This is a genomic window from Nakamurella sp. UYEF19 (genome assembly GCF_040546275.1).
Lineage (GTDB): Bacteria > Actinomycetota > Actinomycetes > Mycobacteriales > Nakamurellaceae > Nakamurella.
In genome coordinates, this window is sequence record NZ_JBEPNO010000003.1 from 278064 (window position 1) to 293566 (window position 15503).

Here is a 15503-nt window from a genome sequence, read left to right on the forward strand (position 1 = left end):
CTGACCGAGGCTTGCGTCCTGCAAGGTGCTCGCTATTGCGATCACTTTGCAGGACGCAACGGGGTTTTCGACCAACCCGCCGACACCAGCGCCTGGCGTACCTGCTCCATGAACTCCTCGCCCAGAACCCGCAGGCCGATGACGGGGATCCGCAGCACGCTGTCCGAACCGATCGTCACCGCGTTCTGCCGCAGTGCATCGGCGATCCAGTTGTCGGGTTCGAGATGGTGGATGCCGTCGATCTCGACCACCACCGCGTAGCGATCGAAGCGGCAGTCCAAGTAGGCCCTGCCACCCGGAAGGGCCCGGACCGCCTGGCGGTCAGGAGCCGGTAGGCCGGCGCGACGGCACATGCGGGCGAAGTCCAACTCCCCCAACGACTCCGCCCCATTCAGGACGTCCTCCGTGACGGACCTGATCAGGGTGCGCCGCCGATCCCGCCGGACCGACTCCACCGCGTCCCACAGCGGGGCCGGGGTCGTCAGGCGTTGCTGCACAGACATCGCGATCACGAGCGCCGCCTGCCGATCGGACCGGGCCCAGAGCGCGCCGCGAACGGCCCCGATCTCCGGACGCACTCTGGGTGGAGTGCCCTCGACCAGATCATCCGGCCGCCGACGCCGCGTCTCGTGGACGATGACGCCGGCCGCCCGCCGATAGCGGGTGCCCTTGGACACCGAGACATGAACGACATCCTCGAAATTGCGCAGACCCGCGGCTACGAGGGCGGTGACACCGTCCAACGCGCCATCGGCTCCGACCTCGAGCAGCGCTCGCCACCACAGACCCAGTTCGGACCGATCGCCGATGCCGATCGTCTGACGACCCAGCCGCTGCCAGCGGCCCGATCTGACCTCCGCGGAGACCTCGGAACGGGTGAGCCCGGCCCGGTAGAGCTGGCGGCGCGAGATCGATCCCCCCTGACCAAGGGCGATGCGCGCGACGTACGTTCTACGCCGGTGCCGGTAGAGGGCGGTGGCCTCCCGGGGCCAAGGTGCCGACGTTCCCATCGGTCGATGATCGCCAATCCGGCGATTTCGGGTCCGGTCTATCCACAAAGGCGCTCAGCCGTCCACAACGTCCTGCAAAGTGCTCGCTATTGCGAGCACTTTGCAGGACGCAGCGGGTGCGGGTGCAGGACGCAGCGGGCGGGCGCAGGACGCTGCGGGCGTCAGTCGCCGAAGTCGGCGCGGATCTGACGCTCGGTCGCCTCCGCAACCGGAGCCCCACCGGAGAGATGCTCCAGGCCGAGGAGGACCGCCCCGACGATGGGCCGGATCTCCGGGATCGTGACATGCGCGCGTGGCGCCTGGGCGGACAGTGCGGACAGGATCGGGTCGAGCAGCACGGGCTCGCGGGCCGCCAGGACTCCCCCGCCGAGAACCAGCTCGGTGTCGATCGCCAGCAGATCAAGCCGGCGCAGGGCGGCCATCGCGAAGGCAATGACCTCCTCCGCCTGACGCTGCACGACAGCGAGGGCCATCGGATCGCCTGCGGTCGCGACCGCGAACAGCACCGGAACCAGTTCGTGGAGTTGCCCGCCGTCGATCTCGCCGAGGTGCATCGCTTCCGCCACCGCGTGCGCCGAGGAGCGTCCATAGTGCTCGGCAACGGCCCGGGTCAGACCGGTCGGTCCGCCCCGGCCGTCCTCGTCGCGCATGGCCCAGAACATGGCCTCGCGGGCGAGGGTTCCGCCGCCGCCCCAGTCGCCGGTGAAGGTGCCCAATGCGAGAAACCGCACCACCGAACCGTCCGGCGCGACGCCGACGCAGTTCATCCCGGCGCCGCACACCACCGTGACTGCGGCCCGGGCCCGGGTTCCGCTGCGCAGCAACGCAAAGACGTCATTGGTGACCTCGACCCGCTCGGCCAGCCCCTGGCCGAACAGCCAGCCTCCGTACTCCTCGTCCTCCCGGGGGAGGTCGGAGTTGGCCAGACACGCCGAGAGCAGGGTGGCACGTTCGAGACCCACCTCGTCCAGCACCGATCTTGCCAGTCCCCCGATGACGGCCAGCGCCGCCGCCTTGCCCTGGTTCGGGCGGAACCCGCCGCCCCGCGCCCGGGCCAGGATCCGGCCGGCCGCGGTGACCAGCGCGACGTCGGTCTTGCTGTTCCCGCCGTCCAGGGCCAGGACAGTGGGGCCGTCGAACATCATCGCGTGGTCCTGTCGTCGAGGAGGGAGCCGGGCATGGTGTCGCCCGGCGGTCGGAAGGCGTTGCAACACCATCATTTCAGCCACATCCGGCCCGTCCGGGATGCTGACGTCACCGACCCTCCGACTTGCGGGCTCACCAATTCTGCAATAGAAAGGAAACCTACCTTTTTGATGATAGTCGACGGACGAGGAGGTGTCATGGCGCGCACCTCTGCCGGCGACCAGGACCGACGGACACTCCCCGACGGCGACAAGTCCCTCCCTCGGTTCTCTGCCGGCAACCAAGACCCACCAACAGTCCCCGACGGCGACAAGTCCCTCTCGAAATTCCCAGCCGGGGACCAGAGCCTGTTGCGGTCGATCAACGAGCGAGCGGTCCTCGAGCAGATCGACCGCGTCGGGAGTGCCACCCGGGCCGACATCGCTGCCAGCACCGGACTTTCCAAGCCGACCGTCGCACTGGCCCTGACCAACCTCACCGCGCGCGGGTGGGTGCAGGAGACCGGAACGGTGACCGGCCGCAAGGGACCGGTGGCGACGCTCTACAGCGTCCGCGCCGAAGCGGCGTTCGCGGCGGGCGTCGACGTCGGTCACGACTGGATCAAGGTCAACATCGCGGACATCACCGGGGTCGTGCGAGCGCACCGACGAGAGGCCCTCGATCGGAGTGCACCCCATCTCGCCGATCAGGTGAGGAACCTGATCGACACCGCGGCGGCACAGATCGGCCGGTCGGCCGACGACCTCGCCCAGACGGTGGTCGGAGTGCCGGGAGCAGTCGGGACGGACGGTCTCAGCCTTACCTATGCCGGCGGGATCCCCTCGGACGCTGGTGATCTCGGCCGGACGCTGGCAGACTCGCTGTCCCATCCGGTCATGCTGGAGAACGACGTCAACCTGGCCGCGCTGGCCGAGCGGTCAGCTGGGCTGGCTATCGACGTCGACGACTTCGTGCTTCTCGCCCTCGGCCACGGCGTCGGGCTCGGCATCGTCATCGGCGGCGCCTTGCACCGCGGCCGGGCCGGCGCGGCCGGCGAGGTGGGACACCTGCCGTCCACCCGGCACAGCCGCATCGGCGCCGCACACCCCCAACTGGACGAGCACATCGGTTCGGCCTACATCGAGGCTCGGGCGCGGGAAGCCGGGATGACCGGCGATGTGTCCCCGCGCGGCGTGTTCGACGCCGCACGGACCGGCTCCGAGATCGCGAGGGCGATCGTCCGTGACACCGCGGACTCCATCGCCTACACGATCGCCTGTTTCGCCCCCATCCTGGATCCGCCTCTGGTGATTCTCGGCGGAGCGATCGGGGCCAACCGGGACCTGTTGCAGGGCCGGGTGATCGAGCACCTCGGCGAGCTCACCCCACTGCGGCCGCGCATCGAGACCTCGCACCTCGGCGCCGATGCCGTCCTGATCGGCGCGACGGCCATGGCCGTTGACCGCGCCCGGGCGGCCGCCTACGACACCGCCGGCCGACCGCACCGTCCGCTCCTGAAGTCAGCGCCGCGACCGGCCATCCGTCGTCAGAACACCCACCCAGCCCCGGAAACACCGAGAACGTGACAGGAGAACAGCTGTGAAGATCACCGTCGTCGGCGGCGGCAGCACCTACACCCCGGAACTGGTGGAGGGTTTCGCCCGTCGGGCGGACGTCCTCGGCCTCACCGAACTGGTGCTGTACGACATCGACAAGGAACGGCTTGACATCGTCGGCGGCCTCGCCGGGCGAATTCTGGCCCGCACCGGTTTCACCGGAAAGCTGCTGCTCACCACCGATCTCGACACCGCGGTCACCGGAGCCGCGGCCGTCCTGATCCAACTGCGGATCGGCGGGCAGGCCGCCCGGCTGACGGACGAGACCGTGCCCAACAAGTACGGCATCATCGGCCAGGAGACGACCGGCCCCGGTGGGTTCGCGAAGGCCCTTCGGACCGTGCCGGTGGTGCTCGGCATCGCCGAGCGGATCCGCGAGCTCGCCGGACCGGACACCTGGATCCTCGACTTCACCAACCCGGTCGGCATCGTCACCAGAGCTCTGCAGCACGCCGGGCACCGGGCGGTCGGGCTCTGCAACGTGGCCATCGGGTTCCAGCGGCGGCTGGCCAAGGATTTCGGTGTCGAGCCGGACCGGGTCCGCCTGGGACATGCGGGCCTGAACCATCTCTCGTGGATCCGATCGGTGTTGCTGGACGGAGAGGAGCGCCTGCCCTCGATGCTGGAAGGGGATTCGCTCGTCGAGCTGGCCACTGAGGTCCGCATGCCGGCCACGCTGCTGGCCACCACCCGGTCGATCCCGTCCTACTACCTGCACTACTTCTACTGCACGGACGAGGAGTTCCGGAACCAGCAGCAATCCGGCGGCCACCGGGCAGAAGCCGTGCAGGCCATCGAGTCCGAGCTGTTGGAGATGTACCGGGACCCGTTGCTGAACGAGAAACCCGCGCTGCTCGAGCAGCGCGGGGGCGCGTACTACAGCGAAGCCGCGGCTGCGCTGGTCACCAGTTTGCTCACGGGCGACGGCGCCCACCACTACGTCGACGTCCGGAACGACGGCGTCATCGACGGGTTGCCCGACGACGCCGTGGTGGAGGTGCCCGCGTTCGTCGATCGCGACGGGGTCCATCCGACCGAGGTACCGGCCCTGCCGCCGGAGATGCTCGGCCTCGTCCAGTCGGTGACGGCCTACGAGATCCTCGCCGTGGAAGCAGCCGTCACCGGTGACCGAAAGGTCGCGCAGCGGGCCATGCTGGCGCACCCCCTGGTGCGCCAGTGGGAGATCGCCGAACCGCTGCTGGAGGAGCTGCTGACCGTCAACCGCCGATTCCTACCGGCGTTCTTCCCCCTTGGCTGACGTCGGACAGCGCCGCGTTGACCGCGGCCCACACGCGGTCCGCGCCGGCCGCCAGGCAGCCGTCGGTCACGGCGTCATCGCCAAGGGCGCTGACCCGCAACTCCGGCAGCACCGGGGCGATGTGGGCCAGTTCCTCGGCCACGAGTTCCAGGAAGCCATCGGCCCGTCCGACACCGCCGCCCAGGATGATCAATCCGGGGTCGACGACAGTCACCACGGAGCAGATCGCCTTGGCCACCAGAGTGGCTTCCTGGGCCATCACCAGGACCGCGCGCTCGTCGCCCCCCGCCGCGGCGGCGAACACCCGTCTCGCCGAGAGGGGGCCGGCCATCCCTGCGTGGCGGGCCGAGCGCACGATGCCGGCGGCGGATGCCGCAGCCTCGAGGCTACCTCGCCGACGCGCGTCCAGAGCATTGGAACTCGGCTCGTGTTCCAGTGGGAGATACCCGATCTCGCCGGCGGCGCCGTGGTGGCCCCGGTGCAGGCGGCCGCCCAGCACGAGGCCCATGCCGATTCCGGTACCGATCGAGACGAACCCGAAGCTCTCGAACTCGCGTCCGTGTCCGTGCTCCTGCTCGGCCAGCGCTGCTGCGTCCACGTCGTTCTCGATCATCAGCGAGGCGCCGAACGCCACCCGCAGGTCGGCGAGGAGCGGCGCGTCCCACCCGGTCAGCTTTCCGGCCAGCGTCAGCACGTCCCGACGCGGATCGTGCACTCCCGGGCTCCCGAGGACGCTCTGGTCGATCGACGCCCGGGCGATACCCGCTCGGGCGCAGAGACTGTCGGCCAACGCGATCAGCTCGGTGACCTGGGCGTGGCCGGTCCGGGCACCGACCTTCACGGACGACCGTGCCACCACCACGCCGGAGAAATCGGCGATGGCCCCACGCAGGTACTGGCGGCCGACGTCCAGGGCGAGCACGTAACGCGCCTCCGGGTCGATCTCGTAGAGGACGGCGGCCGGACCCGGAAGACCGGTCCGTACCCCCGACGCCCTGACCAGGCCGGCCCGTTCCAGGTTGGCCAGTGCCACCGAGACCGTCGGCTTCGACAGGTTGCATGTCCGCGCCAGCTCGGCCCGCGAAATGCTGTGCTGCAACCGGATCTCGCCGAGCAGCAGAGTCTCGTTCATCGCCCGGATGGACTGCGGACGGGCTGGCAGACGGGCAGCCTGGGGAAGTCTCACCCTGCGTTCTCCTCTGCGAGATCAACGGCACCGATCAACCTACGTTTCTCGATCGTCATCGCTCCAGCCCTTGTCACGAACTGGTCGGTAGGTTACTTTACTAACAACCACTCGGACAGTACCCGGAAGGGAGGTCTCGTGCACGGTATGGGCGGATCGATGCGAGGACCCGTCGTTCTCGGTCTCGACTTCGGTGGCAGCAAGATCGCCGCGGCCGTGTGCGACCTCGACGGCAACCGGCTCGCCGACACCGTCGTCCCGACTGCTCCGCTCGACGGTGCCCAGGTGAACCTCCATCGCGGAATCACCGCAGCCTCGGTTCTTCTCGGATCACTGGGTGGTCCACGGCTGGTCGCCGTCGGCGTCTCCACCTTCGGCATCCCCAGCGACCGCGGGGTCGAACTCGCCCCGGCGATCCCCGGTTGGGACAGCCTCCGTCTCGACCTGGAACTGAACCGGGCCTTCGACGGTGTCCCGATCGCCCTGGCCACCGATGTCAAGGCAGCGGCGCAGGCGGAATCCGAGACCGGCGCCCTGGTCGGCTGCGACCCCGGTCTCTACCTCAACCTCGGAACCGGCCTGGCCGTGGCCATCGTTGCCGACGGCACAGTGATCACCGGGCGGCACGGTGCCTCCGGCGAGATCGGCTACGGACTAAGGTATCTCGCCGATGTCGCCCAGCCCTCCGGGGCGCGGATCATGCTGGAGGAGGCCGTCAGCGGGATGGCCCTGGCCAACCTGGCCTCGACGATCGCCGGTCGACTCGTGAGTGCCGAGCAGGTCTTCACGGAGGCCGTCGGCGACCCCAGGTGGGACCACCTGATCGCGGACTTCGTCGCGGAGTTGGCCTTCCATCTGGTCAATCTGACCATCGCCATCGACCCGGCACGAATCGTCGTGGGTGGCGGGATGACCGCCGCGTGGGACCTGCTGCACGGCGGTCTGCGTCGGGCCCTTGACGCCGCGGTGCCCTACCCGCCGGAGCTGACCCTGGCCCGGTTCCCGTTCGACGCACCACTCCGCGGTGCGATGTCGTTGGGGGTGGCCGCCGCCCGAGGCCGGACCGTGACGGTCGCAGAGCCTGCGGTCAGCCTCTGAAATTCCAGTCGCACCGACGATCTCGCCGAGGTCGGGAACCAACCGGGCAATTGCATTCCGAGAGAGAAAGGGGTTGTTCCAGATGAAGCGTGGCGGATCAATCGCAGTACTCCTGGCGGTCAGCCTGTTCGCGGCTGGATGTTCGAGCGCATCGACGGCGGGCACGACCAGCACCGGATCGTCGTCCGCCTCAGCCGGGGCCGGGACGCCGGCTGTCGGTTCGGGGACCGCGACCAGCGGTTCCGCCACCGGCGCGGCGCACAAGAAGGGCGGCGAGGTGACCATCGCCAACGTCGGTGGTCAGACCTGGTCCTGCCAGTTCAACCCGTTCAACCCCGCTGTCAACCAGCAGGCCCTCGGTTTCGTCTACGAGCCGCTGGTCTTCGTCAACGTCCTCAAGAACCAGGCCGAGACGCCGATGCTGGCCACCTCCTACAAGTGGAACGCGACCAAGACGTCGATCGTCTTCGACATCCGCCAGGGTGTGAAGTGGAGCGACGGCCAGGCGTTCACTGCCAAGGACGTGGCCTTCACGTTCAACCTGCTCAAGAAGTACCCTGGCACCGACCTGTACGCCCTGTGGACCGGCGCCGGGATGAAAAGCGTGACGGCAGCGGGCAATCAGGTCACCATGACGTTCGCCGGGCCGGCCACGACCTACTTCTTCAACTTCGCGAACCAGGTCGGCATCGTGCCCGAGCACATCTTCGGCACTGGCGCCGGCGCAGCCGCCCCGGACACCTGGGCCGACCCCAACCCGGTCGGCACCGGCCCGTTCACCGTCAGCCCGTGCTCGGCGAACAACATCCAGTACCTGGCCAATCCGACTTATTGGCAGACGGGCAAGCCGTACATCCAGAAGGTGCAGTACCCCGCCTATCTGGACAACGGACCGGCCAACCTCGATCTCGCCAACGGAAAAGCCCAGTGGGGCAGCCAGTTCATCCCCAGCATCAAGACGTTCTACCTGGCGAAGTCGTCCGACAACCACACCTGGTCGCCCCCGACGAGCAACGTCTCGCTCTACCCGAACAACGACCCGTCGCACCCGGCCACCAGCAAACTGGCCGTCCGTCAGGCCATCGCCCTCGCCCTCGACCGGAACCAGGTCGCGGCCATCGGTGAGAACGGCCAGCAGCCGGCCGCCAACCAGAGCGGTATCGTCCTTCCGACCTTCGAGAAGTACTACGACGCAGCAGCTGTCACAGCCGCCGGCTACGACAAGCCGAACGCCACCAAGGCCGCCGCCCTGCTGGCCACGGCGGGGTACTCCCCGTCCAACCCGCTGAACCTGTCGGTCATCACGGTCACCGGCTACACCGACTGGGATGCCTCGCTGGCTGTCATCAAGCAGCAGCTGGCACCGATCGGGATCAACATCACCGTCGAGGATCTCGCCCAGCAGAGCTACAACACCAAGCTCTACACCGGCGATTTCGACCTGGCCTACTACGGGAGTGCGGGTGGTCCGACGCCGTACCAGGAACTACGGCAGATCCTGTATTCGAAGAACTCCGCCCCGATCGGCAAGACCGCCGCGACGAACTTCGAGCGCTACAGCAACCCGGCCGTCGACAAGCTGATGGACCAGTACCCGGCTGCGGACGACGCCACCCAGGTGTCGATCATCAAGCAGATCAGCCTGGCGATGATCAAGGACGTACCCGTCATCCCGATGACGGAGAACGTCGACTGGTTCCAGTACAACACCAAGGACATCGACGGCTGGCCGACCCCGGACAACCCCTACTCGCAGCCGGCCGCATTCAACGTGCCCGACGTCGGTCAGGTGCTGACCACCATCTATTCCAAGTCGGCCCAGAACTGAATCGTCGACGGGCCGGTAGTTTGCCGGCGCGCCGGTAGTTTGCACGGATGAACAGCAGGATCAGTGGCGGCCCCGAGAGCGGAAGAGAGGCATCGTCATGCGATATGTGGTGAGACGTCTCGGCTTCTTCCTGATCACCCTCTGGGCCGCCCTGACCCTGAACTTCTTCATCCCGCGCTTCATGCCGGGCAGTCCACTGGACGCCCTTCGCGTCCGGACGAAGGACAAGCTCTCGCCCGCCGCGCTCCAGGAGATGCTGACGTCATTCGGATTCAAACCGAACCAGAACATCTTCGTGCAGTACTGGGACTACCTGGGCAACATGGTCACTGGGAAATGGGGCATCTCGATCGGAGGCACCCTGGGCCAGCCGGTGAGCGAGATCGTCCTGCATGCGCTGCCCTGGACGGTTGGTCTGGTCGGCGTTGTGACGGTGATCGCCTTCCTGATCGGATCGCTGGTCGGCGTCGTCGCCGGATGGCGTCGCGGCGGAAAGCTCGACTCCATCCTGCCGCCGATCTTCGTCGTCACCTCGGCGCTGCCGTACTTCTGGGTCGGGCTGATTCTGATCCTGGTGTTCTCGGTGTGGACCAACGGTTTCCTGCCCAGCGACTTCAACTACGACAACAGTCTGCAGCCGAGCTTCACGTGGCCGTTCATCGGAAGCGTGCTGCAGCACGCCATCCTGCCGGGAGCGACCATCCTGATCACCTCGGTCGGCGGCTGGATCCTGACCATGCGCAACAACATGATCACCACTCTGGCCGAGGACTACGTGCGGATGGGGCGTGCGAAAGGCCTGTCCGGATGGCGGGTGATGACCACCTACGCCGGCCGGAACGCATTCCTGCCCAACCTGTCCGGCTTCGCGATGTCGTTGGGCTTCGTCATCTCCGGGTCGATCCTGGTGGAATACGTCTTCAACTATCCCGGTCTCGGCTACCTGCTCTACAACGCGGTCGCCAATACCGACTACCCGGTGATGCAGGTGCTGTTCATGCTGTTCACCGTCGCCGTACTGGTCGCACTGATCCTCTGCGACTTCGCGATCGCCTGGCTGGATCCCCGCGCACGGACGAAGGGATGAGATACCGATGACCGCACTGCTCGTCGCCGGGGCCGGCACCGATGCCGCCGACGAACCACGCCGCCGTCGCGGCGGCCTGCTGTCCTCGATCCTGCACAGCCGGAAGGCCCTGGTCGGATTCTTCATCTTCTTCGTGTTCACCGTCGCGGCCATCGTGCCGCAGCTGTTCACCTCGGTGAAGGACCCGAACGCGCTGCAGTTCACCCCGGCCCTGCCGCCCTCCGGGGATCACCTGCTCGGGACAACGGCTCTGGGACAGGACATCTGGGCCCAGCTGATCTACGGCACCCGCGAATCACTCATCATCGCGGTGGTCGCCGGGCTGTTCGCCACGGTGCTGTCGGTGCTGGTCGGCGTCTCCTCGGCCTACCTGGGCGGCATCGCCGACGACGTGCTGTCGATGATCACCAACATCTTCCTCGTCATCCCGACGTTCCCACTGATCATCATCTTCGCCACCTACGCCGGCAAGGGCACGCTGCTGGTGGTGCTGATCGTGCTCGTGGTCACCGGGTGGTCCTACGGCGCGAACCAGCTTCGGGCGCAGACCCTCTCGCTCCGCAACCGCGACTTCCTCGAGTCCGCCCGGGTGCGGGGCGAGCGTCGCTCGTACATCATCGTCGCCGAGGTACTGCCGACGATGATCTCGCTGATCGTCGCCAACTTCCTCGGCGCCGCCCTGTATTCCGTGCTCACCGCGGCCGGTCTGCAGTTCCTCGGGCTGGGCAACCCCAACTCGATCAGCTGGGGCACGATGCTCTACTGGTCGCAGAACCAACAGGCGCTGCAGACGGGCATGCCGCTCTGGTCCATCGCCCCCGGCCTCTGCGTGGCGCTGCTGGGCACCTCCTTCGCCCTGATGAACTACGCCTTCGACGAGATCAGCAACCCGGCCCTTCGGCCAGTGAGGAGGCGACGTGTCAAGCGCAAGCGCACCAGTCCTGCAGGTCACTGACCTGACGGTCGAATACGCCACTGACGGCCCCGGGGTGCGGGCGGTCGACGGGGTCAACCTCCAGGTCCACAAGGGCGAATTCGTCGGTGTCGTCGGCGAATCCGGCTGCGGCAAGTCGACAATGCTGTTCGCGATCGCGCAGTTGCTCAGCCCGCCGGCCGCGATCACGGACGGAAGTGTCGTCTTCAACGGTCAGAATCTCGTCACCATGACGGAGAAGCAGCTGAACGTGTTGCGGTGGCGCGACTATTCGGTGGTGATGCAGAGCGCGATGAACGCCTTGAGCCCGGTCAGCAACATCGGCGCCCAGTTCAAGGATGCGCTGGAGGCGCACGGGAGTTTCAACAAGCGCGAGATCACCGAGCGGTCGACCGAGGTGCTGGCGCTCGTCGGCATCGACCGGATCCATCTGAAGAGCTACCCGCACCAGCTCAGCGGCGGCATGCGGCAGCGCGCGATGATCGCGATGGCCCTGCTGTTCACTCCCGAACTCGTGATCATGGACGAGCCGACCTCCGCGTTGGACGTCGTCGCGCAGCGGTCGCTGATGGTCCAGATCCGTGAGCTGCAGCGCACACTCGGCTTCGCGGTCGTCTTCGTCACCCACGACATGTCGTTGGTCAGCCACTTCTCGGACCAGTTGCTGGTGATGTACGCCGGCCAGGTCGTCGAGGCCGGCCCGACCAGAACGGTGTTCGACAGGCCGGCCCACCCCTACAGCCGAGGCCTGCTCGATGCCTTCCCCTCGATCCGCGGGCCACGCGTCCGGTTGACCGGAATCCCCGGCAGCCCACCGGATCTCGGACGTCCACCGACCGGTTGCCGGTTCCACGAACGCTGCTCGGTCGCCATGGAAGAGTGCTCGACCACCGTGCCGGACCTGTATCCGGTCGGCGACGTCGCCAGCCGTTGCCTGCTGCATCGCCCTGCGGAGGTGACAGCATGAGCGAGCATCGTCGCGAGGTACGAGCGAGGAGCGGAGCTCGTGAACCGATGAGCGCCCGCGCGAAGAGGCAGAATCAGGCATGACGACTACCGCTGTACCACTGCTCGAGACCCGCGGCCTGACCAAGCATTTCAAGGTCGGCGGTAACTTGGCGCGCAAGACCCTGCACGCCGTCGACGACGCGAACATCGTCATCAACGCCAAGGAGATCGTCGCTCTGGTGGGTGAGAGCGGCAGCGGAAAGAGCACCATCGCCCGGCTGCTCGCCCGGGTCTACAAGCCGACCGCCGGCGACATCTTGTACCAGGGGAAATCGTTGCGCTCCATGCGGTCCCGAAAGGACTCGTTGGCGTACCGCAGCGACGTGCCGATGGTCTTCCAGGACCCGTTCTCCTCGCTGAACCCCGCCTACCCGGTGTCACACGGGATCATGCGCGGGCTCACCCTGCACCGCCCGGAGCTGAATCGGAGTCAACGTCGGGAGGAGGCGATCAGGGTGATCGAGACGGTCGGGCTGCGGCCGGCGGCCGGGATCCTCGACCGCTATCCGTACGAGTTGAGCGGCGGTCAGCGCCAGCGGATCGGCTTCGCGCAGGCCCTCGCGTACAAACCGACGCTGATCCTCGCGGACGAGCCGGTGTCGATGCTGGACGTCTCCATCCGCATCGGACTGCTGAACGTGATGGCCGACCTGCGCGAGCAGGAGAATGTCTCGTTCCTCTACATCACCCACGACATCGCCAGCGCGCGTTACGTTTCGGACCGGCTGATGGTGATGTATGCAGGCCACATCGTGGAGTCCGGACCCACCGAGGAAGTGCTGGCCAACCCGAAGCACCCGTACACCCAGCTCCTAGTCTCGGCCGTTCCGGACCCAAGGGCCCCGCTCGCGGCGGACGCCGGGTCGGACAGGGGCGAGCCGCCGCGGGTGATCAACCCCGGCCCCGGCTGCCGGTTCCGCTGGCGCTGCCCGGTGGCGATCGACAGGTGTGCGGAAGTGACGCCGCCGCTGCTCGACCTGGCCCCGGCCCATGCCGCCGCCTGTCACGTGGCCGCCGCCCTCGCCCCCACCCCCTGAACCCGTCGGCGGAACCCGGGGGGTTGCACGAATAGAGGTCAGGCGCCGCCGAGGGCAGCGGAGACGACGTCGCGAGCCTCGGCCTGGACCTGGGCCAGGTGCTCGGGTCCCTTGAACGACTCGGCATAGATCTTGTAGACGTCCTCGGTGCCCGACGGGCGGGCAGCGAACCAGGCGTTCTCGGTGGTGACCTTGAGGCCGCCGATGGCTGCGCCGTTACCGGGCGCAGCGACGAGACGATCGGTGATCCTCTCCCCCGCCAACGTATCCGCCTTCACGTCCGACGGAGAGAGCTTGCCCAGCTTGGCCTTCTGCGCCTTGGTGGCGGGCGCATCGACACGGGCGTAGGCCGGATCACCGAACTGCGCGGTCAGCTCCGCGTACCGCTGCGACGGCGACTTCCCCGTCACAGCCTGGATTTCCGAGGCGAGCAGGGCCAGCAGGATGCCATCCTTGTCGGTGGTCCACACCGTGCCACGCTTGCGCAGGAAGGAGGCACCAGCAGACTCCTCGCCGCCGAATCCGATCGAGCCGTCGATCAACCCTGGGACGAACCACTTGAAGCCGACCGGCACCTCGACCAGGCGCCGACCGAGGTCGCCGACGACCCGGTCGATCATCGACGACGACACGAGCGTCTTGCCGACACCGGCGTCGGGCGACCACTCGGTTCGGTGGCGGTACAGGTAGTCGATGGCCACGGCCAGGTAGTGGTTCGGATTCATCAGACCGGCGTCAGGGGTCACGATGCCGTGGCGGTCGGCGTCCGCGTCGTTGCCGGTGGCGATGTCAAACTCCCCCGCGCGCTTGACCAAGGAGGCCATCGCGTACGGCGAGCTGCAGTCCATCCGGATCTTGCCGTCCCAGTCCAACGTCATGAAAGCCCACTGCGGGTCGACCTTCTCGTTCACCACGGTGAGGTCGAGGTGCAGCCGTTCGGCGATCGCGGCCCAGTAGGCGACCGAGGCGCCACCCAGCGGATCGGCGCCGATCTTCACGCCGGCACCCCGGATCGCGTCGATGTCGACGACGTTCTCCAGATCGCCGACGTAGGACGCGGTGAAGTCGTAGAAGCCGGTGGAATCAGCGTTCCGCGCCTCTGCGTACGGAATGCGCTTGACTCCGACCAGACCAGCGGCGAGCAACTCGTTTGCCCGCGCGGCGATGATCGATGTGGCGTCGGAGTCGGCCGGACCTCCATTGGGCGGGTTGTACTTGAAACCGCCGTCACGGGGCGGGTTGTGGCTCGGGGTCACCACGATGCCGTCGGCGAGCTTGCTGGTCCGCCCGCGGTTGGCCTTGAGGATCGCGTGCGACACGGCCGGGGTGGGCGTGTAGCCGTCGGCCACGTCGAGCATCACGGTCACGCCGTTGGCCGCCAGCACCTCCAGCGCCGTCGACGTGGCCGGACCGGACAACGCGTGGGTGTCCGCACCCAGGTAGAGCGGACCGTCGGTGCCCTGCTCGGCTCGGTACTCGCAGATCGCCTGGGTGATAGCCAGGATGTGATCCCGGTTGAAGGCCGTGTCCAGACTCGACCCGCGATGGCCGGACGTTCCGAACACCACCATCTGCGAGGGGTCCGACACGTCGGGATGGAGATCCTCGTACGCACCCAGCAGGGCGTCGACGTCGATCAGGTCGGAAGAGAGAGCCACTTGGCCAGCGCGCGGGTCCATGGAGGAATTGAACCGCACTCCTGACCCTCCGGCAGCACAGGGCCGGATCGGAGCGGGCGACCGGGTTGGTACCGCCGTTCGCAGCTCGGACGTCGCCCCCTCCGGTGACAGATCCCATCACAGATCCGCGTATCAGCCGAGCGAGTACCAGACCCCTTAGCGGCGAATGAGCAAGAACCCGACCCAGCCGCCGGCCACCGAACCGAGGGACAAATCCACGATGACCACCTTGCCTTCTCGCCTCCGCCGCTCAGGGCGCCGATTCCGTCCCGGACTGGTCTTCCCCGCCGCGATGACACTGATCCTGCTTGCTGCCTGCAGTTCCACCACGTCAGGTCAGGGCTCGGCCGGGTCGAGTGGCAACCCGACGTCGGCCTCCATCTCCGCTGCGGCGCCGGCACCGTCGGAACCTGCGGCGGCCCTCTCCGCGCCGCAGTCGGCCGCGCCCGTCTCCTCGGCCGGCCAGGCCACTGCCGCGCTCTCCGCCGATCCGCCGGTCTCCGGAGCCCCGCCGGTCTCCGCCGGCCCGCCGGTCTCCGCAGCCTCGACCCCGGAGGCCCCTTCCTCGGCGCTGCCTCCGGTCAGTCCGGCGCGCGTCACGGTCACCGCGACCCAGACGTCGACGGAAACCGCCACC

General features: G+C 67.7%; 13 protein-coding genes. 8 read left to right on the forward strand and 5 right to left on the reverse strand.

What is annotated here, in order from left to right; translation table 11 throughout:
• Positions 1–41 precede the first annotated feature (41 nt).
• Positions 42–1010, reverse strand: a complete 969-nt coding sequence (locus ABIB25_RS07410; protein ID WP_354527786.1) for a putative endonuclease domain-containing protein — start codon at positions 1008–1010, stop codon at positions 42–44.
• 161 nt (positions 1011–1171) lie between these two features.
• The gene (locus tag ABIB25_RS07415) at positions 1172–2155 is read right to left on the reverse strand and encodes an N-acetylglucosamine kinase (RefSeq protein WP_354527787.1); all 984 of its coding nucleotides are present in this window, start codon (positions 2153–2155) and stop codon (positions 1172–1174) included.
• Positions 2156–2353: 198 nt separating this feature from the next.
• On the opposite strand from ABIB25_RS07415, the gene ABIB25_RS07420 reads away from it, so the two are divergent.
• Positions 2354–3721 (forward strand): ROK family transcriptional regulator, encoded by a 1368-nt coding sequence (locus ABIB25_RS07420; protein WP_354527788.1) that lies wholly within the window; start codon positions 2354–2356, stop codon positions 3719–3721.
• Between the two features lie 13 nt (positions 3722–3734).
• Positions 3735–5009 (forward strand): 6-phospho-beta-glucosidase, encoded by a 1275-nt coding sequence (locus ABIB25_RS07425; RefSeq protein ID WP_354527789.1) that lies wholly within the window; start codon positions 3735–3737, stop codon positions 5007–5009.
• On the opposite strand, the gene ABIB25_RS07430 is transcribed toward ABIB25_RS07425, so the two are convergent.
• On the reverse strand, positions 4969–6141 hold the full coding sequence (locus ABIB25_RS07430) for an ROK family transcriptional regulator (protein WP_354527790.1): 1173 nt from the start codon (positions 6139–6141) through the stop codon (positions 4969–4971). The two genes, ABIB25_RS07425 and ABIB25_RS07430, sit on opposite strands and share 41 nt — an antisense overlap.
• A gap of 213 nt (positions 6142–6354) precedes the next feature.
• Between ABIB25_RS07430 and ABIB25_RS07435 the strand changes: the two genes are divergently transcribed.
• The 6 genes from ABIB25_RS07435 to ABIB25_RS07460 all read left to right on the forward strand — a co-directional run bounded on the left by ABIB25_RS07435 (position 6355) and on the right by ABIB25_RS07460 (position 13187).
• Positions 6355–7293: an ROK family protein gene (locus tag ABIB25_RS07435; protein ID WP_354527791.1), complete on the forward strand. Its 939-nt coding sequence runs from the start codon at positions 6355–6357 to the stop codon at positions 7291–7293.
• 82 nt (positions 7294–7375) lie between these two features.
• Positions 7376–9121: an ABC transporter substrate-binding protein gene (locus tag ABIB25_RS07440; protein WP_354527792.1), complete on the forward strand. Its 1746-nt coding sequence runs from the start codon at positions 7376–7378 to the stop codon at positions 9119–9121.
• Between the two features lie 97 nt (positions 9122–9218).
• On the forward strand, positions 9219–10208 hold the full coding sequence (locus ABIB25_RS07445; protein WP_354527793.1) for an ABC transporter permease: 990 nt from the start codon (positions 9219–9221) through the stop codon (positions 10206–10208).
• 7 nt (positions 10209–10215) lie between these two features.
• Positions 10216–11163 (forward strand): ABC transporter permease, encoded by a 948-nt coding sequence (locus ABIB25_RS07450; protein WP_354527794.1) that lies wholly within the window; start codon positions 10216–10218, stop codon positions 11161–11163.
• Positions 11126–12109 carry an ABC transporter ATP-binding protein gene (locus ABIB25_RS07455; RefSeq protein WP_354527795.1) on the forward strand — a complete coding sequence of 328 codons (984 nt, stop codon included), beginning with the start codon at positions 11126–11128 and terminating at the stop codon, positions 12107–12109. The genes ABIB25_RS07450 and ABIB25_RS07455 overlap by 38 nt, the downstream gene beginning before the upstream one ends.
• A gap of 79 nt (positions 12110–12188) precedes the next feature.
• Positions 12189–13187 (forward strand): ABC transporter ATP-binding protein, encoded by a 999-nt coding sequence (locus ABIB25_RS07460; RefSeq protein ID WP_354527796.1) that lies wholly within the window; start codon positions 12189–12191, stop codon positions 13185–13187.
• A gap of 38 nt (positions 13188–13225) precedes the next feature.
• On the opposite strand, the gene pgm is transcribed toward ABIB25_RS07460, so the two are convergent.
• Together pgm and ABIB25_RS07470 are read right to left on the reverse strand one after the other, a co-directional pair.
• Complete coding sequence (pgm, locus tag ABIB25_RS07465; RefSeq protein ID WP_354527797.1) at positions 13226–14866, reverse strand: phosphoglucomutase (alpha-D-glucose-1,6-bisphosphate-dependent); 1641 nt, start codon at positions 14864–14866, stop codon at positions 13226–13228.
• A gap of 336 nt (positions 14867–15202) precedes the next feature.
• Positions 15203–15502: a hypothetical protein gene (locus ABIB25_RS07470; protein ID WP_354527798.1), complete on the reverse strand. Its 300-nt coding sequence runs from the start codon at positions 15500–15502 to the stop codon at positions 15203–15205.
• Position 15503 lies beyond the last annotated feature (1 nt).